General features: G+C 56.8%; 18 protein-coding genes. 5 read left to right on the top strand and 13 right to left on the bottom strand.

From position 1 onward, the window contains the following. The 3 genes from AC1RQC_RS32100 to AC1RQC_RS32090 form a co-directional block, all read right to left on the bottom strand. Entirely contained in the window at positions 1-804 is an 804-nt protein-coding gene (locus AC1RQC_RS32100; RefSeq protein ID WP_492809083.1) for a carbohydrate ABC transporter permease, read from the bottom strand. A 46-nt stretch (positions 805-850) separates the two neighbouring features. Further along, positions 851-1,768, bottom strand: a complete 918-nt coding sequence (locus AC1RQC_RS32095; protein ID WP_492809081.1) for a carbohydrate ABC transporter permease — start codon at positions 1,766-1,768, stop codon at positions 851-853. A 64-nt stretch (positions 1,769-1,832) separates the two neighbouring features. After that, a complete protein-coding gene (locus AC1RQC_RS32090; RefSeq protein WP_492808822.1) occupies positions 1,833-3,089 on the bottom strand; it encodes an ABC transporter substrate-binding protein in 1,257 nt (418 codons plus the stop codon). 962 nt (positions 3,090-4,051) lie between these two features. Here AC1RQC_RS32090 and AC1RQC_RS32085 point away from each other — a divergent pair. From AC1RQC_RS32085 to AC1RQC_RS32070, 4 genes are all read left to right on the top strand, one after another. Beyond that, complete coding sequence (locus tag AC1RQC_RS32085) at positions 4,052-5,881, top strand: glucokinase (protein WP_492808820.1); 1,830 nt, start codon at positions 4,052-4,054, stop codon at positions 5,879-5,881. 461 nt (positions 5,882-6,342) lie between these two features. Further along, a complete protein-coding gene (gene zwf, locus AC1RQC_RS32080) occupies positions 6,343-7,797 on the top strand; it encodes a glucose-6-phosphate dehydrogenase (RefSeq protein WP_492809079.1) in 1,455 nt (484 codons plus the stop codon). 2 nt (positions 7,798-7,799) lie between these two features. Beyond that, positions 7,800-8,495 (top strand): 6-phosphogluconolactonase, encoded by a 696-nt coding sequence (gene pgl, locus AC1RQC_RS32075; RefSeq protein WP_492885647.1) that lies wholly within the window; start codon positions 7,800-7,802, stop codon positions 8,493-8,495. After that, positions 8,476-9,507, top strand: a complete 1,032-nt coding sequence (locus tag AC1RQC_RS32070; RefSeq protein ID WP_492885645.1) for a glucokinase — start codon at positions 8,476-8,478, stop codon at positions 9,505-9,507. Before pgl ends, AC1RQC_RS32070 begins: the two co-directional genes overlap by 20 nt. A gap of 234 nt (positions 9,508-9,741) precedes the next feature. Here AC1RQC_RS32070 and AC1RQC_RS32065 read toward each other — a convergent pair whose 3' ends face one another. The 8 genes from AC1RQC_RS32065 to AC1RQC_RS32030 form a co-directional block, all read right to left on the bottom strand. Continuing rightward, on the bottom strand, positions 9,742-10,551 hold the full coding sequence (locus AC1RQC_RS32065; RefSeq protein WP_492808815.1) for an IclR family transcriptional regulator: 810 nt from the start codon (positions 10,549-10,551) through the stop codon (positions 9,742-9,744). A gap of 163 nt (positions 10,552-10,714) precedes the next feature. Then, positions 10,715-12,049: an MmgE/PrpD family protein gene (locus AC1RQC_RS32060; RefSeq protein ID WP_492808813.1), complete on the bottom strand. Its 1,335-nt coding sequence runs from the start codon at positions 12,047-12,049 to the stop codon at positions 10,715-10,717. 1 nt (position 12,050) lies between these two features. Then, on the bottom strand, positions 12,051-14,099 hold the full coding sequence (locus AC1RQC_RS32055; RefSeq protein ID WP_492885643.1) for a 3-hydroxyacyl-CoA dehydrogenase NAD-binding domain-containing protein: 2,049 nt from the start codon (positions 14,097-14,099) through the stop codon (positions 12,051-12,053). 506 nt (positions 14,100-14,605) lie between these two features. Next, a complete protein-coding gene (locus AC1RQC_RS32050) occupies positions 14,606-16,711 on the bottom strand; it encodes an acetate--CoA ligase family protein (RefSeq protein WP_492808811.1) in 2,106 nt (701 codons plus the stop codon). A 4-nt stretch (positions 16,712-16,715) separates the two neighbouring features. Beyond that, positions 16,716-17,510, bottom strand: coding sequence for an enoyl-CoA hydratase/isomerase family protein (locus AC1RQC_RS32045; RefSeq protein ID WP_492885641.1), 795 nt, complete (start codon positions 17,508-17,510; stop codon positions 16,716-16,718). Positions 17,511-17,559: 49 nt separating this feature from the next. Further along, entirely contained in the window at positions 17,560-18,525 is a 966-nt protein-coding gene (locus tag AC1RQC_RS32040; protein WP_492885651.1) for a tripartite tricarboxylate transporter substrate binding protein, read from the bottom strand. Positions 18,526-18,899: 374 nt separating this feature from the next. Further along, on the bottom strand, positions 18,900-20,261 hold the full coding sequence (locus tag AC1RQC_RS32035; protein ID WP_492808808.1) for an MmgE/PrpD family protein: 1,362 nt from the start codon (positions 20,259-20,261) through the stop codon (positions 18,900-18,902). A gap of 43 nt (positions 20,262-20,304) precedes the next feature. After that, entirely contained in the window at positions 20,305-21,306 is a 1,002-nt protein-coding gene (locus AC1RQC_RS32030; protein WP_492885639.1) for a Bug family tripartite tricarboxylate transporter substrate binding protein, read from the bottom strand. A gap of 293 nt (positions 21,307-21,599) precedes the next feature. Between AC1RQC_RS32030 and AC1RQC_RS32025 the strand changes: the two genes are divergently transcribed. Further along, the gene (locus tag AC1RQC_RS32025) at positions 21,600-22,553 is read left to right on the top strand and encodes a LysR family transcriptional regulator (RefSeq protein WP_492808805.1); all 954 of its coding nucleotides are present in this window, start codon (positions 21,600-21,602) and stop codon (positions 22,551-22,553) included. Positions 22,554-22,604: 51 nt separating this feature from the next. Here the strand turns inward: AC1RQC_RS32025 and AC1RQC_RS32020 are convergent, their stop codons facing one another. Then, entirely contained in the window at positions 22,605-23,495 is an 891-nt protein-coding gene (locus tag AC1RQC_RS32020; protein ID WP_492808803.1) for an alpha/beta fold hydrolase, read from the bottom strand. A 189-nt stretch (positions 23,496-23,684) separates the two neighbouring features. Beyond that, entirely contained in the window at positions 23,685-24,569 is an 885-nt protein-coding gene (locus tag AC1RQC_RS32015) for a LysR substrate-binding domain-containing protein (RefSeq protein WP_492808801.1), read from the bottom strand. Between the last annotated feature and the right edge of the window lie 236 nt (positions 24,570-24,805).

Below are 24,805 nucleotides of genomic sequence, written 5' to 3'. Positions count from 1 at the left end.
TTATCCTTTGACAGCGCCTGCGGTAAGGCCGCGCACGAAATATCGACCCGCCACAAAGTACACAAACAGTGTCGGAAGCGCGGCTATGATCGCCGCAGCCATGTCGACGTTGTATTCCTTGACCCCTGTCGAGATATTGACCAGATTATTCAGAGCTACCGTAATCGGCTGCGCTTCGCCTCCCGCGAACACAACGCCGAACAGGAAGTCGTTCCACACCTGCGTGAACTGCCAGATGATGCAGACCATGAAGATTGGCATCGAGAGTGGCAGCACGATGCGGCTGTAAATCAGCCAGAAGCCGGCACCGTCAATGCGCGCGGCCTTCACTAGTTCATCCGGCAAGGTCACATAGTAGTTGCGGAAAAATAGCGTGGTGAAGGCCAGTCCATAGATGATATGAACAAGGATCAGCCCACTGACCGTGCCCGACAGTTCCGCCAAGCCCAGCAGCCGTGCCATTGGCAGAATCACAACCTGGAATGGGATGAAGCAGCCCACCAGCAATAGCGTGAACAAGAGATCGGATCCGCGGAAGCGCCACATCGACAGCACGTAGCCATTCAGAGAACCAACAACTGTAGAGATCAACACTGCGGGCACGGTCATCCTCACCGAATTCCAGAAGTAACCGCGCATGCCGTCGCATTCGATACCCGTACATGCGCTCGCCCATGCTGCAGACCATGCAGAGCTAGTCCACTCGTTGGGCAGCGACAGTAAATTGCCGGTACGGATGTCATCAAGCGACTTAAATGACGTGATTAGCATCACGTACAACGGCATGAGGTAGTATGCCGCCATCCCCACGAGCGCCAGATAGAGGAGGATGCGGCCAGGAGAAAGGTGCTTAGACACGACGGGCACTCCGGGTTTCGAGATACATCAACGGTACAAGCACGGCGACAATGGTCATCAGCATCATCATCGCCGACGCGGCGCCGAGACCAAGTTGACTGCGTGTGAACGCAAACTGATATACGAAGATAGCTGGTACGTCGGTGGATGTACCCGGACCACCATTGGTTAGTGCCATCACAAGATCAAAACTCTTAATCGCGATGTGCGAGAGAATCAACATCACGCTGAAAAAGACCGGCCGTAGGCTGGGGATAACGATACGCAGATAGATGGTCGGCATCCGCGCACCATCGATCTGCGCCGCCTTAATGATCGAGTCGTCAACACTGCGAAGTCCCGCGAGGAAAAGTGCCATCACGAATCCGGATGACTGCCAGACGCCAGCGATCACCACGGTGTAGATAGCCTTGTCCGGATCAACGAGCCAGTCGAATATGAAGTTCGGGAATCCCCAGTCGTTAACAAGTTTCTGCAGTCCGAGATCGGGGTTCAGTATCCACTTCCATACGGTACCAGTGACGATGAAGGAAAGCGCCATCGGGTACAGGTAGATCGTGCGCAGGGCACCTTCGGCGCGGATTCGCTGATCGAGCATCACGGCCATCAGTAGCCCGAGGGCGATCGAGACACTGATAAACAGTCCACCAATCATCCCGAGATTCCTTACTGCACTCCACCACCGCTCGTTGTCAAACAGGGAGACATACTGCGTCAGTCCAACGAACTCGTAGTTCGGCAGCATGCGCGAGTCGGTCAGCGAGATCCACGCTGTCCACGCGATGAAACCATAGACAAAGATCAGGAAGACGATTAGGGTTGGCGACAACACCAGCCTGGGCAGCCAGGTATCTGCAAAGCGGCGAATGCCAGAATGGCCTTTGGAAGTTGGTATCGACACATTCTCCATCGGTTCGGGATGCGAGAGCGGTAGGCCGGAATTGCGGGTTTTCATCATCTGCTTCACGTACCCATTACTTCGTCCGTGCCGCTTTGGCAATCCGTTCGGCTGCCTTCTGCGGGGTCATGTTCGAATTCATGAATTGCGAGATCACGTCCATCACCGCACCTTCGGCAGCTGAAGACATTGCCATCTTGTGCGCAAAGCTGGGCAACAGCGCATTAGCCTTCAAGGAAGTCTGCAAGTCAGCGGCCGATTTTCTGGCACAATCGTCGAATTTTGTCATTGGCACATCGACGCGAGCCGGGATCGAGCCCTTGCTAAGACTGAAGGCCTCCTGGAAAGCCGGGTTCATCACCGCTTCAGCCAAGTGGGCTTGTGAGATCTGCGCGGCCTTGTCCTTTTGGACAAACATCGCCAGACTGTCAATGTTGTATGTGAATGACCCGCCCGTACCGGGCGCGGCCACGCATAGATAGTCCTTGCCGGGCTGCTTGTTGGCAGCAGTGAATTCACCCTTTGCCCAGTCGCCGGTAAATTGCATGCCGGCCTTGCCGTTGATGACCATCGCAGTGGCGAGATTCCAATCTCGGCCAGCGGCGCCCTTATCGATATAGCCCTTTACCCGCTGCATAGCCTCAAACACTCTGACCATGGTCGGGCCAGCCAGGGCAACCGGATCCAATTGCGCAAAGGCCTTTCGGTAGAAATCCGCGCCACCGACACCTAGAGCAATCGATTCGAAGAGCGTGGCGTCCTGCCACGGCTGTCCACCGTGCGCAAGTGGCTGGATGCCGGCTGCTTTCAGTTTATCGGCGGCGGCGAAGAAATCATCCATCGTCACCGGCACGGTGGCGCCGGCCCTCTTCAACGCTTCCGGGTTGATCCACAACCAGTTAACACGATGGATATTCACCGGCACGGCTACATAGTTGCCCTTGTACTTCATGATGTCGGCCACAACTGGCGGCAACACTTTGTCCCAGTTGCCGGCCTCGGCTACGGCATTGATATTTGCAAGGGTGCCCTCTTTGCCCCATTCCTGGATCTGCGGCCCTTTGATTTGCGCGGCGGTCGGCGCCTTGCCAGAGACCACGCGGGTCTTGAGGGCCGTCATGGCGTTATCTCCGCCGCCGCCCGCGATGGCATAGTCCTTCCAGGTATCTCCCTTCTGCAACATTGTCTTTTTCAACTCGGAGACCGAGCGAGCCTCACCGCCGGAGGTCCACCAGTGCAGCACTTCCACTTCGCCTGCGAAGGAAGGAAACGCAGCGCTCAAGGCGAGGCCCGCTACGGTTATGCCGCTGGCACGCAAAAACATCGGGGTCATACGGAATTCCTGTTGAATTGTGTTACTTGCGCCTCGCGGGGGCATGCGTGTACTAGGGTGCAGAACATCTGTCCAACAGCATTGCCATGCTCGACACGGCAACTGTGCTGGGTCGTAGTGCAGCCCAACGAAACAAAGGCTGTGGGTGCACCCACATCAGTGCCAGCCTCGCCATCGTGACTTCATACAACGGCATGCTAGCGAATCGTGTCTGGCGTCAGACGCTCATCGCGAGCGCACTCTCCTCTAAGCCGCCGTCATCGCCATGAAGCCAAGTGCGGGCTTGGTATGTGGCGGGGGCAACGACATGCTGCCTCCAAGCAACACTTTTGTGTCTGCCCTTGGTTGGATAGTAGTTTTATTACATACAAATGGAAATCAGGGTAAATCCCAAGAACTCGCGGCACGGCGTAATCCGTGTTCACGTTGGTATCAATGACAGCCTACTGCCACTCACAGGTGAAATTCCCACCGCGTGGATGCTATTCATCCGCTCAGCGACCGCTTCCCAATAGATAGTAGCAATACTACAATAGTGGGGAGTAAGGATCTCTGCGTTGACCAGCAATGCACCCCCTTCTAGTGCCGCAAGAGGCACATGTGAGCACTGATCGAGGCGCGACCGGGCCGATGGGGACCCTCTGGTCAGTCGTTGGCATCCGCGGATGATCCGGTGCAGCCTGGCGCAGCGCACGTCAAGCTTGCAACTGGACGCAGGCGCAAACACCCCACCATTCGGCGGGACGGTTGTATAGATCTACCCGGCCTCGACTATGACCGCCACAAAGAACGTCCGCAGCGTTCAACGACCGTCTGAACGCCTCCGCGAGAATGGACGTTGCAATGCCTGCCTGGCGCGTTCTGGCGTACGGCCGGGACTCGATTCCGCTACCACGATAGAACTCTTGCACCAAATGACGCCAACCAGTAACGTTCGAAATTTGCAACCTGGAGCACGGCGCATGGCCGCAGTCGCCACGAACACCATGTTCAACAAGTTTTCCGGAGGCGATCGCCTCCTGGCGGACATCGGCAGTACCAACGTCCGCTTTGCGCGACAAACGCAGCCAGCCCATTTCGAGCAAATCCGTCACTATCCGTCGAACCTCTATCGCTCATTGGAGGAGGCAGTGCTTGCCTACTACGCGGATTGCGATGCCGAGCGCGCGGCGGGCGAGCCACCCGCGTGCAAGGTGATCCGACATGCCGCAGTGGCGATAGCCAATCCCATCGACGGGGACCGCGTGCGCATGACCAACCGTGATTGGTCATTCTCCATCGAGACTACCCGTCGCAAACTTGGGCTCGAGACGTTGCTGGTTGTAAATGACTTCACAGCACTTGCCATGGGGCTGCCGCACCTTTCGGAGGCGCACCGCGTCCAGATTGGAGGGGGAAGCCCACGCCAGAACGGTGTGATTGGCCTGATCGGCGCGGGCACAGGCCTCGGCGTATCTGGGCTAATTCCAGCAGAGGATCGGTGGATAGCACTCGGCAGCGAAGGCGGTCACGCCTCCTTTTCGCCGTCCGATGAATTCGAGATTGCACTACTGCAGCATGCCTGGAAAACCTATCCGCATGTCTCTGTCGAGCGACTCGCCGCAGGGCCTGGGCTGCGCCTGGTATACGAAGTGGTATGCGAGCAAGCAGGCAAGGCCGCCGAAGCCTGGGATACCGCCGAGATCGTTGCACATGCGATCCGTGGCGACCACCCAGGCTGCGCTGAAGCCGTCGACCGTTACTGCGCCATGCTCGGCACCTTTGCCGGCAACGTCGCCGTCACGTTCGGTGCACTCGGTGGCATCTATATCGGGGGCGGGGTGGTCCCCCGCCTCGGCAATCTGTTCGCGCGATCGAGCTTCCGCCAACGTTTTGAGCACAAGGGCCGGTTCAACGCCTACCTGCAGCAGGTGCCAACCTTCGTCATCACCGCCGAGACACCTGCACTTTACGGCGCTGCTGCGATCCTAGCGGAGCAGTTGCGCGAGCACGCCAACAACGGCCTACTCGATCGCATCCGCCAAGCGCGCCACACTCTATCGCCCGCAGAACGGCAGGTAGCGGATCTGGTCCTGGATCACCCGCGCGCGGCACTTAACGATCCTGTTGCCGATCTCGCACGCAAGGCCAATGTCAGCCAACCGACGGTCATTCGCTTCTGCCGCTCCCTCGGCTATCAAGGTCTTTCTGACTTCAAGCTTAAGCTCTCGGCAGGGCTGACCGGTACGATTCCCATCCGCCATAGCGAGGTGCATGCAGGTGACACCACGAACGACTTCGGCGCGAAGGTCTTAAACAATGCCGTATCCGCATTCATCCAATTGCGCGAACGGCTCGACTTCCCTGGAATTGAGCGGGCCATCGAACTAATCGACCGCGCACGAAGTGTGGCGGTCTACGGTTTTGGCACCTCCGCAAGTGTGGCGCAGGACGCCTATGTCAAGTTATTGAGCCTAGGAATACCATCGAACGCCTACAACGATCCCCACCTGCAATCGCTATCGATCAACTTGCTGCGCGCAGAAGATGTGGTGGTCATCATTTCGCGCTCGGGCTGTACCCCCCCCGTACTAGAGATGGCCGAAGCTGTGCTGCAGACCGGGGCCAGCGTTGTCGCGATCACCGTGCACGGCTCGCCTCTGGCATCGCTGGCCACCGTGACGCTAGATACCGACCCACTCGAGGCAGAGCACTGTGATATGTCCATGATCACACGCATGCGTCACCTAGCCATTGTCGACATCATCGCCGTTGGTGTGGCGGTGCGCCGGGGCAGGGTTCTGTCGAAGTAAGGGAGGACTACACCAATCCCCTCGATCCCACCGGCGAGACCTGTAGAAATTCGCGAATGGACCGGGGCGCGCCCGACGCTGCCCCTATTGCCCTACGCTTCCTGCCTGCGCCAAGTTGAATCTCGACCGCCCCGCCCAACTTCTGGGCAGCCATCCCCAGCGGCAACAATGCAGCCGTTCAGGGCATGTAGGTAGATCGCACATCGTCCGAGCGTTGTGCAAGCCTCGCGTACAACGAATAGGCGGCGGTGTGTCTTTGGACCCAATCTGAATTAGTAATATTACTACACTCAACCTCCTCCCCCCGCTCACCGCGCTCGGTGGCTTACCTGTACAGCAGAAAATTCACGTAGCATCAAACAACCCGATGGCGTCAGCTAGTGATTCCCCCCTAAGTATTGTAGTATTACTACAATCCAGAAACATGAGAGGCGATTTGCGCCCACAAGAGGGAAATGATTGTGTCCACGCCAGACTTCGATATGGTGCTCTTCGGCGGCACGGGAGACCTTGCCAAGCGCAAGCTGCTACCGGCGCTATTCGATGCGCATCGCGACGGGCATCTAAGCGCACGAGGACGCATCGTGGCGACCGGGAGCCAAGCGTTAACTCGCGCCGATTACCTCGGTGCACTGGAGCGGCAGGTGCGGCCGAAACTGGATGGCGCCACCGAATCAAATTGGCTCGAGTTCATCGCCCGCATCGATTACATTCAGATTGACGTACGGGAGACATGTGGCTTCGATGCGCTCGCTGCCCGCTTGGCAGAGAGCGCCGCGCCCGTCGCGGTGTGCTATCTGGCGACCGCCCCGCATCTGTTCACCACAATTTGCGAGCAATTGGCCCGCGTCGGGCTCAACACGCCAAACGTGCGTGTGGTTCTGGAAAAGCCCCTCGGCCACGACCTCACCTCCTCCGAAACGATCAACACCTCGGTCGGCCGCTTCTTCGACGAGACGCAGATTTACCGAATCGACCACTACTTGGGCAAGGAGTCCGTACAGAATCTGATGGCGATCCGATTCGGCAACGCGCTGCTCGAGCCACTTTGGCGCCGTGAGTGGATCCGCGACGTGCAAATCACCATTGCCGAGGAACTTGGTGTCGAACAGCGTGGCGATTTCTATGATCGTACAGGTGCGCTGCGCGACATGGTGCAGAACCACTTGTTGCAGCTGCTGTGCATGGTGGCCATGGAGCCGCCAGCGAGCCTAGAGGAAGATGCGATCCGCGATGAGAAGCTGAAGATCCTCAAAGCCCTGAAGCCAATGCACGCGGCAGACGTGGCCGCAAACACAGTGCGTGGCCAATACCGCGCCGGCGCCGTCGCTGGTCAGCCTGTAGCCGGATATCTTGAAGAGGACGGCATAGCGCTCGACAGCCGCACCGAGACCTTCGTGGCCATCAAAGCCGAGATTGCCAACTGGCGCTGGGCTGGCGTGCCCTTCTTCCTGCGTACCGGCAAGCGTATGGCATCGCGGGTGGCAGAAATCGTCATCCGTTTTCATGATGTGCCACACGCGCTATTCCCTCGCCCGCTTGCGCAATCGCCGCAAAACCGGCTGGTGATTCGCCTACAGCCAGAAGAGAGCATTCGCCTTGAACTGCTCGTCAAGCAGCCGGGCGACACTGTCGAACTGAGGCAAACATCGCTGGATCTCGACTTCTCTGAATCATTCAAGGGCCGCCGGGCCGGCGCATATGAACGGTTGCTGTTGGACGTGATCCGCGGAAAGCTCGGCCTGTTCATGCGGCGCGACGAGCAGGCTCAGGCATGGCGCTGGGTCGCTCCCATCCTGGATACCTGGGCGACCTTGCCCCAGCCGCCAAAGCCCTATACCGCAGGAACATGGGGCCCGGCAGCATCAAGCGCGCTGCTATCGCGCAACGGAGCCGCGTGGCACGAGGAAGTCTGAGTATGCAAGTATTCAATTTTGATGATCCGCAAGCCCAAGCGCTTGCGCTGGCGTCACGAGTATCTGAGCTGCTACGCAACCTGATCGCTCGTCAGGGCCAAGCATGCCTGGCTGTATCCGGCGGTAGATCACCCCTGCCCCTGTTCACCGCGCTCCGCCACCAAAAGCTCGACTGGAGCAAGGTCACAATTACACTAGTCGATGAGCGCGCAGTGCCAGCAGCACATCCAGACTGCAACGCGCGGCTGGTAGCTGGCCACCTCCTGCAAGACCAAGCGGCACAGGCCCACCTACTGCCGCTGGTGCCTCAGATCAGCCCCATGGCCAGTGACTCCGACCTGCACGCTGCCCTTGCGCAAGCCAGCCGGCAGCGTGTGCAAGCCGACATCGTCCTCCTCGGCATGGGCGATGACGGCCACACGGCATCGTTGTTTCCGGACCCGCCGGAATTGCCGCAAGCGACATCGCTCGACCAACCCCCGTCCTATGTCGTCACCTCGCCACGAGTAGCGCCTCACCGCCGCATTACTCTGAATCTGACGGCGTTGCTGAGGTCGCAGTTCCTGCTGCTGGCAATCACCGGCAACGCCAAGCAGCAAGCCTTCGCGCGGGCCGCACAAACACGCACAGCGGCTCTACCCGTCAGTTTTCTGATCCATCAGAATGAGGTTCCCTTCGATGTCTATCGCTGCAATTGAACCGGCTGAGCATTTTCCCCGGCTGATCGCAGACGTGGGCGGCACCAACGCGCGTTTCGCGCTCGAAGTCGCCCCGATGCGGCTCGCCCACATCGACGTGAAGGCCTGCCGCGACTATCAGTCTCTCGAAGCCGCGGCCCGCGCCTACCTCGCTACGCTAGGTGAGGCAGGACAATCGGTACGGCATGCTGCGATTGGCATCGCCAATCCGGTGGTTGGCGACTTTCTGCAAATGACCAACCACTCCTGGGCATTCTCGATCAGCGCCACTCAGCACACGCTCGGACTGGACAGTCTTCATGTGATCAATGACTTCACCGCCCTCGCGCATGCACTGCCATATCTGCCTCCGTCGGCGCTGGAGCAGATCGGCGGCGGCGAGGCAGACCCTCATGCACCACGCGTGCTGGTCGGTGCGGGCACGGGCCTCGGCGTTTCCGGCCAGATTCCTTTCGGGCACAATGCCGTGGCGCTAGCGGGAGAAGGAGGACATATCAGCTTCTCCCCGGTCGACGACGAGGAAATCCGGCTGTGGCAGTTCGCGCGCCGGCGCTTTGGCCACGTGTCGGCTGAACGTTTCTTATCTGGGCCCGGACTAGAATTGATCGACGAAGCGCTTGCGACATTCGAGGGCGATGCTCAAGCCGCACCGCGTCACGCCGCCATGGTGACCTCGCTTGCGCGAGCCGGAGATCGGCGCAGCCGCAAGGCAGTCGACCTGTTCTGTGCCATGCTTGGTACGGTCGCGGCCGATGTCACACTCGTGCTCGGCGCGCGCGGCGGTGTCTATGTTGGCGGCGGCATCGTCCCAAAACTCGGAAAAGCGTTCGCATCTTCGCCGTTCCGTCAGCGCTTTGAAGACAAGGGCCGCTTCAGGCCCTATCTGGAACGCGTTCCGGTCTTTGTGATACATGCCCAATACCCTGCATTAATCGGGCTATCAGCATATCTGGCTAACGCATTGGCCGCACAGTACGAAAATTGCAATGCTGCCGGCAAATCCTTCCGATAAGGGCCCAACGTTCTCGATAATGACTACCGCCAAAGATTAACACCCTAACCACACTCCAACCAATAAAATCGAAGCCGATGCGACACGACATATCTTATCGAGCAACAGCCTCACTTAACGGAATCGGAACACCATACCCGCATTGATTTAACCATACACAGGCGGTCGATCAACATAAACCATACTACTATCTTTATAGTCCTACTTTTTTACATTTCAAAAAATCAATATACCTCAATAACGAACCAATAATTCCTCTTCGAATCTAAGCAATACTCTATCCCTTAACTCTAAGAGAAATGGACCAAGAGATTCGGCTACAATTTCTGACGTTTCTTTCGTAGATACACTAACGTTAAGCACGTGTATTGGGTATCCCTTTGCGATTAACGGAGTTGACAGCGCAACCACCTCTGGTTGCCAACTGGCAATGCACCATCCTTGATTTCTCACCCTCTTAATGGCTTCATTTATTTCTTTACAAAGCATTGGCCAATTTGCACGCAGCCGCTTACTGAATCCCCCCAACAATACGTCTCGATCAATTTCAGGGGTGGCGGCTAGATAAGCACGGCCAAGTGACGTTAGCTCCATTGGTACTCTCTGCCCCACTACCACATTACGTAGCGATGCCTTTCGACCATAGCGCAAAGACTCGAGGTAGACCATCTCATCGCGATCTGCTACCGCGATTCCAACGTTCACATGCTGCCGCTCAGCCAGATCGCGCATTAACGGCGTGGCCACCTGCAGTACAGCGGAGCCAGACCGCATCGAGTTCGCAAGGCTTAGGACGGGCGCTCCCAGACGATAGGCACGGAGCACCGGATCATATTGCAAAAATCCTGTCTCTACCAACGTCTGTGTGAGACGGCTTACGGTGGAGCGAGCAAGTCCTGTACGCTCAGCCAACTCTCCATTCCCCAACACCTCCGATCCAGGTCTAAATGCGCGAAGTATTTCCATTCCGCGCTCCAGTGATCTGTTGGCGAGCGTATTTGCAGCCCTACCACGCGCTCTCATCGTCGCTTCATGTGCATCCAATCTCACCCCCACCGGGACCAGCAATCAACCATCATATCGCTAATTATCGTCGAATTAAACAATCGACAAAAAACAAAATTAAAATAAGATACTTTTTTGCATAAATACGTATTTAACATTATTAAATTATCAAATATATATCTCCGAAAATTTATCGCAACACTCAACCCACCCAACTAGTATCAACGGCGTTTTCTGCAGCCCAAATTCTCTCGAGAAGCGTTATCGAACGCTCACTACCGATTATCGGCGATGCCAACTCCAACAGCTTATCTCCGAGATCCGCATCGGTAAGTGGTTCCTCAGGATCTCCTTTCCGATTCGCCTGAAAGAAATATCCTCGCTCCCCGGATCTTGTCTCTATCTCAATACGCGCAGCACGCTGCCGAGGGAACATCGCGTCAATCTCGGGATCCACCGCTATGGTCATTCGTTCCATGAGGCCACGGGTGACAGGATCCTCCAGCCGGTCCTTGCTATATGCCGCCAATCGTACACTGCCATGGGCCAACGCTGAAGCAACCACATACTTCAGACTAAACTTTGCCTCGTTTTCAGTGGTTGGCCTTTCATAGCACGCTATATCAAGCGCGGGTCGATACGTGGCTACACGTATTCGCGCAATATCGTCGGCCGCAACGCCAAGGGCACGTTGAAGAGCAAGTCCGCCGTCAATCGCGGCGAAAGTGTGTCCGCAGCCGATATGGTTCTTGAAAGTCATGCGGCAAATATGGAAGTCCTGGCCGATGGTCGATGCAATGGAAGACCAATCGGGGCCATCACTCATCGCACGGCCCATTCCCATCTCACCGTCTAATATATCCGGCGAACCTGTCATGCCATGCAGAGCAGCCTTCGCAGCCAAGACACCGGCCTCTGCCGCACGACCGGCATGGAGCGGCTTCGACATCGAGTCCATCCGAAATGCCTGCTGGAGGCCAGCCGCAAATGTGGCGGCAGTGGCGAGAGCATGAGCAAAACCTCTACCATCCAGTCCGTACAAAACGCTGGCAGCTGCTGCAGCGCCGAAGGTCCCGACGGTCCCCGTACTGTGCCAGTACTTGTAATGGGCACGACCCATCACCATGCCGATCCGCGTCGACACTTCATAACCAACCACAATAGCTCGGAGAAGATCCGCTCCATTTGCTCCCACATCCTGTGCAGAGGCTAGGGCTGCTGCAATCGTGGGAGCCCCCGGGTGGTACATTGCCTCACGAAAGCTATCGTCGACTTCTGCCGCGTGCGCTGCCGCACCATTAATCAGCGCTGCCGCACGTGCAGTCGCGCGCCGGCCCAGAGCGAGACGAGCGCGCCCCCTGTCAAGATCCTCGATGAGCACCTCCTCGAGTTTCTGCACGGAATCCGCCAAAGCTCCTGGGAACAGCGATGCATACCAGTCAATCAGGGCTCGCTTGGCGTGATGAGCAACGCTATCTTTCAGCGGCTCATTGCGCATTGCATCAAAAAACGAGCTAAAGGCTTCGGTTGCACGCATATCAGTGCTCTCCAAACAAATGGCGTGCGTCACCCCGTACAAAACCTGGGCCGCTGACGCGTTCGAGCCAGTCAAGGTCGGTCTTCAACATCTCTTCACCCCTCTCCCGAGCCCAGAATATCGGCCCCCCTTCCCAACGCGGAAAGCCGTAGCCATTGACAAGGACAACATCCACATCCGTTGCGTGACGTGCAACCCGCTCAGCGAGTAGTAATGCTGCTTCGTTCACCATGGACAGGAGTGCACGGCGTTGAATCTCCCCGTCGCTCAGTTTACGTACTTTCACCTGCTTCTCGACACGAGCCAGATCAATCAGCCCACGCACTTCTGTGTCCGGCGTGGGGTTCTTATCACCCTCCCGATATAGGTAGTATCCCCTTCCGCTCTTGTACCCAAAGCGCCCCAACTCACACAGGCGATCCGGAATGTCGACGTAGCGAGCCGACGGATCGCGAGTTGGCGCCAACTTCTTCCTCATGTTCCACGCGATATCCAGGCCAGAGAGATCCGCCACTGCAAATGGCCCCATTGCGAAGCCGAAGGAAGTCAATGCGCTATCGACCTGTTCCGGATACGCCCCCTCTTCAATCATAAACTCACACTGACGACGATAGGCGGCGTATATTCTATTCCCGATGAAGCCGAATGCATTTCCAGCAACGACTGGGAGCTTTCCGAGCTTCCGTGCAATTTGCACTCCAGTTTCAATTGCGTCGGCCGCACTATGGCGCCCATTTACAACCTCGGTAAGACGCATCAAATGGGCAGGGCTGAAGAAATGCAGACCGATCACATCCTGCGGCCGCTCAGTAACCTCGGCAATATCATCTATATCCAGATAAGATGTGTTGGTCGCTAAGATGGCGCCATTACGCGCAAACTGATCGATCTTACTGAAAACAGCTCGCTTCACGTCAAGATCTTCGAATACGGCCTCTATAACGATATCCACAGTACCCAGGCGATTCCAGTCCTGGGTGGCAAGGAGCCGATCCTGTAAGAGATTGGCATCTGATTTTGCTAGCTTCCCTGTCTTTACGCGTTCTGCAAAGTGGTCATCAATACGAGCGCGACCTCGTTCTAGAGCGACCACGTCCTGCTCCAAAAGCGTCACACTGAATCCGGCTTTCAACGCACAGATCGCAATGCCTGAACCCATGGTACCGGCGCCGATCACCGCGACACTATCGATGGTTCTCACTTGCAATTTATCGGCGCGAATAGGCTTGACAGCTTGGCGCTCTGAAAAAAACTGATGCCGCAAAGCAAAAGCGTCGTATGACAGCCGCAGGTGTTGAAACTTCTCACGCTCGCGAGCGAGAGCTTCATCTAAAGGCAAGCTCTCCGCAAACTTCACAAGCTCAATGGCTGCACAAACTGCCGGTCGACTCCGCCCGACACGCAGCGCCGCTGCGACTGCACGCTCGACCTCGTTCACTTCGCCGCGCGGTACCTCAACATCCCGTAGGCGCCTCTTCCCAGTCATCTTGCCTGCAAGGCGAATAGCCTCAACTTTCAGGTCCAAACTGGTCACTTCATCGATCAGGCCGAGCGCGATGGCATCCTCCGCTACCACACGCTCACCGCTGCAGATCATCTGAATTGCCTTCGCGATTCCAACAGCCCGCGGCAAACGTTGTGTCCCTCCAGCACCCGGCACGATACCGAGGGTTACCTCCGGAAGACCAACCTTGGTACCTGGACTTGCGATACGCGCGTCACATCCCAGCGCAAGCTCGAATCCTCCACCTAGAGCTGCTCCATGCAATGCCGCAACGAATGGCTTCGTACACCGCTCAATAGCAGAGATTACGCCAGGAAGTTGTGGGAATTCGAGTGGCATCCCAAACTCGCGCAGATCTGATCCTGCAACAAAAGTACTCCCACTACCAATGAGGACCGCCGCTTCGATGCTAGCATCACTCTCAACAACTTCGATTGCGGCTAGCAGGCCCTTCCTCACGTCCAAGGATCCGGCGTTGATTGGTGGGTTATCGATAATAATGACGGCAATTTTTCCATGATACTGAACACTCACCTTTCCGCTCATTCTCTATACCCCTCTATCCATATTCCCAAAACCATTGGCCAAATAGTGTCTTATTGTAAAATTGAAAACAATGTGTTACTAATAATTTAGGCTCATGCTATTCTGTGCCATCTGGTTCCCTTGCGCCGCTGATTTTTCTCGTAGCAGGAAACAATGGATATTATTTAAAATCCCCGGAAATGTATCACCTGAGTGACGCAAGCAACCGTTAACATTAATATTATCCGGTGTTGCCGAAGATATCGCGACGCCACCTGAGGAATGCCAATTTTATGGATTCGCGATTTCCATAATGATCCACCCTTATCAACGGATGGCAGGTAAAATCATTATTAGATCCTGGCTGACCTGAGAAAAAACCAATCTATTTTTTACATAACAAAGGTGGGACCTGCCATCATCGAGCAGCTCCCACCATTATTCAATTTATAACAATCACCCATCCACTTTCTCGAATCCTTACCTTATAAATCAAATGGGATTCATCCAAAAGACAACGCTGTCACTCAAGCTCCCAACACCACAACACCATCCGCTGCACGCACTCCGTGGGACTCCGGTAGCACGAAGATTGGATTGATCTCCGCTTCCACCAGGCGTTCCCCCATGGATGCAGTCATGACTGAAAATGCCACGATCGCATCGGCCAGCGCGTCCACATCTGTCTTAGCCCGCCCGCGGAATCCATCCAATAGAGGCCATGTCTTAAGCTCGCGGATCATAGCCAATGCCTCGGCACGAGACAAGCCACCCGAGGCTGGAAGCATGCGCATAGTGGTATCTTTGAACAACTCCGCAGTGACACCCCCCATTCCTAACAGAATTGCCGTGCCAAGTGTGTCGCGGTGCATACCTAGGATCAGTTCTACGCCTCCACTCACCATCTCCTGAACTAGAAATCTATCGGGTAACGTCCCGGTCTTCGCAAGCACGTCATCAGCCATCATTGCCAGTCGCGCCTTCACGTTCTCTGGCATCAAATTGACAGCAACTCCACCAATATCGCTCTTGTGCGTAATCTCCGACGAGAGAATCTTCAGTACCACGCGGTCACCAAGTTCGCGGGCGGCAACTTCTGCCTCGTCGCCACCGGACACGATGGTCTCCCGCACGGCGGGGATACCGAACCGCACGAACAATTGCTTTGCGGCCGCCTCATCGAGCGCCCCCTCATGGAAGTCAGCGGTCATCACCGGAACTGCGGAAGTGGATTCGTTCGACAACTCCTGGTATCGGCCAGCGCGCAGCATAGCTCCAAGCGCGATGGTGCAACTCTCTGGCGCACTGAATGCCGGAACGCCGCGCTGATTCAGCAAGCAAGCGACTTGAGGTGCGTGTGGGCTGACATAGGCGAGAATTGGCTTGTCGCTCAGAGGCAGGCAGTCCTGGATGGCGCCGGCCATGAGGTCTGGCATTGCGAGGCTGGAGGAACCGACGATGATCGCCACCGCATCGTAGGTCGGGCTATCGAGAAGGGTCTTGATTGCTTCGCGCAGCAGATCTGGCTGCAAGCCTGCCAGGGTGACATCGATGGGATTACGGTCCAGGGCCGCGTGGTCGCCTTTTTGCAGCGCTCGCAAACGCTGCGCGGTCTGTTCGTCCGGAGGCGGTGTCTCGAAACCAGAGACACCGAGACTGTCGGACACCAACGTGCCCGCCCCACCCGTGGATGTCAGGATCGCAACCCGGTTCCCCCGCAGCACCCTGCCAGTAGCCAGTGCAGCAGGCATATCGAGCAAATCCGCGAAGGATTCCGCTCGGATTACTCCGACCTGCTTGAACAGCGCGTCGTACATGCGGTCCGCCCCCGCAAGCGCGCCGGTGTGGGAAACAGCTGCTCGCGCCCCCGCCTCCGAACGTCCAATCTTGAAAGCGACTACTGGCTTCCCAGCGCGAGCGGCCTTCAGCGCCGCTGCCCGGAATTTTTCAGGGTTGCGCACACTCTCGACATACAGGGCGATCACCGAGGTTGCATCGTCATCGGCTAGGTAGTCGACAAAGTCCGCCAAATCGAGGTCCACTTCATTGCTGGTGGATATCAACTTGGAAAGGCCAATCCCACGAGCTGCCGCGCGAGATAACAGCGCACCAAGGATACCGCCGCTTTGCGATACCACGCCGATATTCCCGGCAGGGAAATGATCCATCTCCAGCGCGCCGCTCGCCGACAAGGGGATGCTATCCGTGAGGTTCACCAGGCCGATAGTATTTGGCCCGAGCAGGCGCATACTGCCAGCAGCGTCAAGAAGTTCGGCCTGCCGGCGCGCTCCCTCGGCACCAGTTTCCGTATAGCCGCTCGCCAGGACAATTGCGGCGGCAGTCCCGCGCGCGGCCAGTTCGCGTACAGCCAAATGAGCGCGCTCGGCCCCAAGCAAGATGATCCCGACATCCGGAGTTTCCGGCAACGATTGAATATCCGGATAGCAGCGAATACCGTCGATTGAATCGACCTTCGGATTGACCGGATAAATCGCGCCGCTAAAACCGTGTTTCTTGAGATAGGAGACTGGCCGGCCGGCGGTCTTGGCGGGATCGGCAGACGCGCCGATGACTGCCACACTGCGCGGCTTGATCAATCGCGCGATGGCGGAAGGTGAGAGATCTGCGTTCATCGCATCAACCCTTTACAGCAGATTTGCTGAGGAATGCCAGGACTGCCTCACGGTGTTCGCTGCTTGTGTAGCAAATGCCCTGTGCGAGACTGCCCTGTCCGAATACCTGATTGGCCGGCAACTCGAAGGTCTGATTCAGGATCGATTTGCCTAAGGCAAGTGCCGTAGCCGATCCCTTGCTCAGTTCTGCGGCCCAGGCACTAGCATCTGCCAGCAGCGACTCCGGCTGACTTACGCGATCTGCGATACCCAATTGAAGCGCCTCCCCGGCATCGACCCTCCGTCCGCTGAAGATCAATTCCTTTGCCTTAGAGAGGCCGGTACGACGCGGCAGGAAATACATGCCACCGCCATCTGGAATCAGCCCGCGATTGATGTAAGACCAGGCAAAGCTGGCACTCTCGGATGCCACCACGAAATCACAGCTCATTGCCATGTCTGCTCCAAGCCCGGCCGCCGCTCCGTTCACTGCGGCGATGGTGGGCTTGGGCATGTTATGTAGCAGGGCAACAGTGTGGTGAACGCGCTGTTGGCGCGACCATCCGTTGAATGCCACTTCACCAGTCGGAGCATCCATCCGCCGCTGCATGCCTGCCACATCGCCACCCGCGCAGAAGCCTTTTCCGTTTCCGGTCAAGACCAACGCGCGAATCGACCTGTCCTGCGTCACTTGCTCAAGGGCGGCAATCAATTCCGTCCGCATGTCGTCACTAATTGCGTTACGCTTGTCCGGGCGATTGAGCGTCAGCGTAGCGATCCCTGCTTCGACGCCGAGGGTAATCAAGGAAGTATTGGTCATGCTCAGTCTCGTAACCTATGGAAATGCAACTCTTGTTCGCCCGAGTTCATCAGTCAGCGCTAATTTTCGCGTCCTTCACGACTTTGGCCCAACGGACCTCTTCGCTACGGACGTAACGTCCAAATTCATCGGGGGTGCCGCCGCTAATCATGAGGCCTTCAGACTCGGCTCGTTTGCGAAATGCTTCGGTCTGCACCGCCTTCTTTGCCGCCGCATTCAGGCGGTTGATCACCGGTGCCGGTGTGCCTGCTGGCACAAACAAACCGTACCAGCTCTCCGCCACATACCCGGGCACGGCGCTTTCCGCAATAGTAGGAATCTTCGCCAACCCCGGGCTTGGCGAACGCTCCGCTGTCGTCACTGCGATCGCTCGCAGCTTGCCACTCTCGATGTGCGCGCCGACGGCTGCTGCCGTCGCAAACATCACATCGACCTGCCCGCCGAGCAAGTCGGTAATAGCAGGACCTGCTCCGCGGTATGGAATATGGTTCAGGTCGACTTTCGCGAGTGACTTAAACAATTCCCCGGCAAGATGTGCGGATGTCCCAGGTCCTTGCGAGGCATACGACAACTTTCCGGGCCTCGCTTTAGCTGCCGTGATGATGTCGTTTACAGTCTTATAAGGACTATCCGGTCGCACTACCAGCACGTTGGGCGACCGGCCCACCAGCATGACGGGCGCGAATGCCTTATCGGTCGAATATGGCAATTTCGGATGGATGCTTGGATTGACAGCGTGCGCCAGCGTTGCCATCACCATCGTATAGCCATCCGGCGCACTCTTCGCAACAGCATCTGTGCCAATGATGGTCCCGCCACCTGGCTTGTTGTCAATCACTACCGGCTGACCAAGCTCCTGCGACATCGTGATTCCCATTGTTCTCGCAATAAGGTCTGTACCACCTCCAGGGGCAAATGGAACAACAATTCGAATCGGCTTTTCGGGAAAGGCAGCCGCGCTGGTCGATGGAAGCAACGCGCCAGCGGTGGCGAAAGCAAAAGACAGCGTTGTGATCTTTCGAATAAGGATGGAAGAATGGATTACCAATTCTGTCTCCGATATGATTATTGGCACGAGAGCGGATAGTGCTTGGTTGCACATGCCCCGTGGGCCTATTGATGGAGGTGAGAGTAGATGTTTTTTGTCGAATTCGCACCCCTACATTTCCATCAGATGGAATTGGGGGCTCGATGATTCGCCGGCATGACCAGTGCGCCGTGCTGGAAAACGGGTCACTGTGCCGTCCTGAAACGAACTAACGGACGGCGAGCCACCGCTTCGATGCCCCCAAATGTGGATGCACCGACTACGTCATATCCGACACGATCTAGATGTGTTGCGTGTGCTTCCTCGGACTCCGGATGCCGCCGCCACGGCGCCTCGAGATACTATGCCGGAATGGCCGCCAATGCCAAAATTTGCTTCACCGGAGTAGTGGCCATTTTTTCGAAAGCTTCAATCAGCAGTCCGATTCGATCGGGAGGTAGGATTGGTCCAACCAGCGATGCGAATTTTGATCGAATCGCATTGGGACGCTCCGCATTTGTGGCGGAACCGGACGGGTTTAGTAACTCAACGCGTTCGAAACGCCCTGGGCTGGTCTCTACCTCCACCCACCCGCAGAAGTTAGCTGGGTACTGCCCATCGAGAAGCGGATCGTGCACCAATTCTATGTCGTTTGCGAGTTTGGTAATCACCGCATCATGCAACTTTCCAGATGCGAACTGGCCGGGCAAAACGGCTCCCTCCAACAAGGCCACCGCGATTGCGTAGCGCGCGCTCATCTGGGCGTTGAGTGCGCTGCTCGGTATATACTCGTAGCCACACTGCACCCTCACCACTTTTGCCATGCCTGCCCGGACGTGCCGACCCGACTCCCAAAGGGGCCGCAGGGCTAGTGCAGCGTCCACATGCGCATGCACGCTCCCACAACACGCATACGGCTTGAAGTTGGTAGCCGGCATATGCCAAGTACTGCCAAGGCCCGCAACTAGCCGATCGGGTAGCGGATTATCGGCGAAGGCACGAAGCCAGCCACCGTCTTCCGCTTCGTATATCGACGTCGGTCCACTCAGCCCAAGCGCCGCCATCTCTACCGCCATGACTCCAGCGTGGGCGGCACGTCCGGGGTGCAGTCGCTTTGAATCGGTACCATCACATGCAAACGCAAACAAGCCTCCCGATTGTGTTCCTGCTAGACCAAGCGCCCAGCTCGTACGCGTGGCGTCCAGCCCTAACAGAACGGCCGCGGAGGCGGCGGCTCCTAAAGGGCCACACACCGCAGTCAAATGCCAACCTCTCATGCGGGCTTGGCCTGGCTGTAACGAAAGAGAACTTCTAATGATCGTTTCATAGCCAACGGCGATCGCTGTTTCAACACGCTCCGGTGCGGCTTTGAGTGTCTCCGCCAACGCAAAAACCGTCGGAACGATGACAGCACCCAGATGGACCTTTGCGTTGTGAAAGTCATCCAGTTCAAATGCGTGCGACGACGCACCGTTGACGAGTGCAGCATCGCTCGCACGGAAGGTGGCACCGGGTCTCCCCCACAGTTGCGCACCGCTTTCAATGGAGGACTGATAACCATTCTTCGCCCAATCACGGATCGCCTTTGACCAAGGTTCATCGTGCCCTGTGAGGCCAGCACCGAACGTGTCGAGCGCGAGCAGCCGTACGGTCTCGGTCACGCTATTGGGAATATCTTGATGACGTACGCTAGAGATCCACTCGGCTAATTGTCTGGTAATCATCAAAACCCCTTAATGAAAGGCAAAAATAGAAATCGTCTCCACCTCAATCGATGCGAATATTGGCGTCCTTTACCACCTTACGAATTTTCTCCATGTCTTCTTGGATGACTTTCTTGAACTGCTCCGGAGTCGAATTGACCGTTTTGAATGCCAGATCTTGGAAGCGTGCCTTCATCACTGGTGCTTGCACGGCTTTCGCGATTTCAACTCCAAGCTTACGAATCACTCCTGCAGGCATATTGGCCGGCCCCCAGATGCCGTACCATGAGAGCAATTCGAAGCCTGGCATTCCGCTCTCCGCCACTGTTGGCACAGCAGGCAGTTGCGGCAGGCGGCTCTTGCTGGTCACCGCAATGGCCCTTAGTTTCCCACCTCTGACGAAGGGGTACGCTCCCGGCATGGGAGACACCGCAGCAGAGACATGACCCCCGATAACATCGGCCAATTGCGGCACTGCTCCCTTGTAGGAGACGATCTCCATATCAAGCTTTAATGCGTGCCGAATCATCTCCTCGGCCAGATGGCTGGTGGTGCCCAGGCCAGAGGTTGCCCATGTGTACTTCTTCGGATTCGCTTGCGCAAGCTTGGAGAACTCCGCCAATGTCTTTACCGGTATCTCGTTATTAGAGACTACCAGCAATGGCACGTAACCCACTTGTCCAATAGGCGTGAAGTCGCGCTCTGCGTCGTACGGGGACTTGCTAACAACTAATGGAAGGTACACTTGGCTTGATGCATTGAAAAGCAAGGTGTATCCATCAGCCGCGGAGCGCGCCACCATCTCCGAGCCGATCATGCCGGATGCTCCTGGTCGATTCTCAATCACGATCGTCTGTCCCAGTTGCCTCTGCAACTGATCGGCAATCAGCCGGCCAACGGTATCGATTGATCCACCCGGCGTATAGGGGATCACCATCTTGATGGGCCGAACCGGATACTCCCCTTGCGCCTTTGCAACGGTTCCGAGCATGAGCGGCAACGCTGCGCCCATAGTCACGGCGAGCACTAGCCGCCGCCGTCTTGGTGTGGTGGCAATTGTCTTCAAAGCGTCTCCTTTCTCGTTATGCCCTGGCGCCCCACTGACATTCAGGTCTATGACCGCCTGCTACTTAGGAGCCGCCCGCGTAGCCCACTCTAGGTTCCTGCCGCGAGAGCGTCCAATATTGAATGGCTCACTGAGTAATAGCGATTCGGTATCACAACCGGCGGCGGCCTCTCGCAGCGCTATCCCTCGATCGAGCTGCGGTTCGATACGAACACCTGATCTCGAAATTGACTTCCATTTTGTGTTTCACTAGCGCGGAGGAAGGGATTGTGGCCTTTACAAAGTCACCGTTCGTGAAGTACTTTGATACCGGCGACGCGCAATTATGTGCATCACTTATTTTGAGATCGTATATGGAGCTAAGGCAGCTTCGCTATTTTGTGATGGTCGCGGAGGAATTGAACTTCAGACGCGCGGCTGTTCGGCTGCACATGTCTCAGCCGCCGCTTTCCCACCAGATCAAAGCGCTGGAGGAGGAACTGGGCGTTGAACTGCTTCAGAGGACCCGGCGGGAGGTCAGACTTACAGATGCAGGGAAGACATTCCTCATCGAAAGTCGGAATGTGCTTGACCAATTGCGTGTCGCGGTTAGCACGACAGTGCGTACAGCGGCTGGCGAAGTTGGCACCATACGCATCGGCATGGTGACCTCTGGTATCTTTCACGTCCTCCCAACTATCCTCACACGAATGGCCACACGCTTCCCGGGCATCGAGGTAGCTATTACGGATATGGGTTCACAAGACCAAGCACAGGCCGTGATGCAAGATAAGCTGGATATCGGCATTGTCCATTCGGTTCCAAGCCGAAAAGGACTCAATAAGAGTCCCATTTTTTCCGAGCAGTTTTCGATCGTTCTTCCGGCAAATCATGCACTTGCGGCCAAGCCGAGCCTCCGGCTCGGCGACCTTGATGGCCTGCCGATGGTTGCCTTCTCTCGCGAGCATGCTCCGGCGTTGTTCGACGGTCTCGTGGCGTCTTGCGTGGATGCTGGATTCAGCCCTTCGATCGCGCACTTCGCCCGCAATCCTCTTACGATATTTCAGATGGTAAAAATGGGGTTGGGCGTCGCTCTGGTGCCACGCTCCTATGCCAACACTGACTTCAACGGTCTCTGCTTCCGCGAATTGGAGCATACCGCTGGCCGAATCCAGATCTATGCAATCTGGCGGCAGAAGAGTCCATCAGACTTGGTGCAAAAGGTCGTTGGAGAGGTAATGAGTGCCGTGATAGCCAATCAAGTGTAGCTGGTGCGAGCAGCGCTTGCGGTGGCCCGCCATGGCGGGCCACGATGGCGTTCAATGCCGTGGCGATCCAGACTCATTGCCTTGCAAGTACGAAAGAATCGCCGAAACCACAGCCTCAGGCTGCTCAGGTATCAATGCGTGAGCAGCATTGCTGATTGTGAGGGTGGTGACACGCTCGCCAAGGAAGTCCTGTAGGACATTAGCGTAGCGCTGCGGCGCAATGACATCGTGTTCCGCCTGGACGTTCAGAATCGGGGCAACACCGCCAGCGAAGAACTCATCGACTGGTGTGCGCTTTTGCGCCAACGTCTGCATTGTAAGGAGACGTGTATTCCAGCCACCCAGCCACAAGCTAGCATCATTGCCGGGAGCAAAAAAGACCTGCCGCAAGCTCTCTAGGCGCTCTTCGTTTGAAAGAGTCGTATCACCGCATTTTTCGATGGTGGCGCGAATCTCAGGCGGGATAGGCAGCGCGTCCACGCCTGCTGGCACCTTGCCCGCAGATCCAGCCAGTAATACGAGTGCTTTCACGAGATCGGGACGGTCACTAGCAAGCGTACGCGCAATCCAGTTCCCGTGTGCATGACCTACCACCACCACGGGCCCCGACTGATCGTACTCTATGACCGCAGCGATATCCTCGGCCCAGTCATGCAGCGTCTTGTTCTCCAGCGGTCCAGTACTCCCGCCGTTTCCACGCGGCTCGGGGCAGAGTACGCGGAACCCAGCTCTCTCGAGGGGCTTTGCTAACTCGAGCATATCGACGGCGCCCCGCCCAAGTGACGGCAGAAGCACAATTGACGGTCCGGTTCCGAGAGCATAAACCTCAATGGATATCTCATTATTCCGTTCTACAAGGAATCGGGACGCGTCCTGTTCCTCTCCCGCCAGAAGCTGTGCGTACGCGTTGGTTTGGCTGCTGACGAGTGCATCGTTACCCATATTGTCCTCTTCATGCTGGCATTTGTAGAGCGAGCTACCGTGATTCAAGTCCTCTACACTCTAGCGACCCCTTGCCCTCTAATCCAATACCCTTTCCAACTGACAGTGATAGTGCCGACAGATATCCAATGACGCCCACATTCACTTGCGAATCGATTGGCGTGCCAGCCACTTTTCGTTCATATCCGGCTATCCGGCCTCCGAAACGCCGAGCAAGTTCAAGGCCCGCGAAAGAACCGGGGACCGATTCTCCGGGTGCCAGATTACTGAGTACTCCGCCTGTGCCGTCACACCAACAAGGGGTTTAAGTACCACCCCTGGCAGAGCCGCCCGCCCCAAAGTGCGTGGCACAAGCGATACTCCCCGGCCCAATGCCACCAAACTGACCACCGACAACAAATGTTTGGCATAGTGACGAATATTGGGACTGAACCCCGCCTGCAAGCAGGTCGAGACGATCAAGTCGAAGTACCCCGGCGCGCTCTCTCGCGGAATAACAACAAAGGCCTCTTCCGCAAGGTCAGCGGGGTCAATTCGCTGCCGCTGGGCAAGTCGGTGCGATGCTGGCAGCGCTGCTGCCAGGGGTGTGCGAGCCAATAGGTGTGCACTCATCTCCCCGACGCCCATGGGTACTTGGGCTAAACCAAGATCGATACGATCACGCCGCAGGGCCTCCACCTGCTCGGATGACCCCATCTCCTCCCACACCGTCTCCACGCCGGCCAGCTCGCGTTCAAGCCGCTCGATATGTTTCTCGATACCAATGTAAATCACCGCCGCAACGAAGCCGATACGCAGAGTACCCGTCTCCCCATGCTCCGCGCGCCGGACTACCTCCATCGCCAGATCCGCCTGATTCAACATACGGCGTGCCTCTTGAACCAATACACGTCCAGCGGACGTCAGCCGTACATGTCGCTTGTTCCGGTCGAACAGCATCACCCCTAGCTGTGCCTCAAGTTGTTGGATGTGCTTGCTCAAGGGCGGCTGTGATATACGCAGCCGTTCTGCCGCCCGGCCGAAATGCAACTCCTCAGCCAGAACGAGGAACATTCTCAGGTCTCGCATTTCCATGGAGCTATCTCAATTCGGGAATAGAGCGACTGATTCTAAACTGGAATTAGTCTGCCAAGAAAAATGTATTGGACGGACCATCCGGATGCTACGCACAATGCAGCCAACTTCGCAGTACATCGCACTAGAACGATACGGAGACAAGACATCTAAGTACGCGGGTACCGTACTCCATGTCAACCGCAAGCAGACCTGCACTCTCCGTTCGCGCAGCCGCGATGGCCAATCGCATTGCC

The sequence above is a fragment of the Cupriavidus sp. GW822-FHT03E04 genome (assembly GCF_058801495.1).
This window is presented reverse-complemented; position numbering and strand designations above follow the sequence as displayed.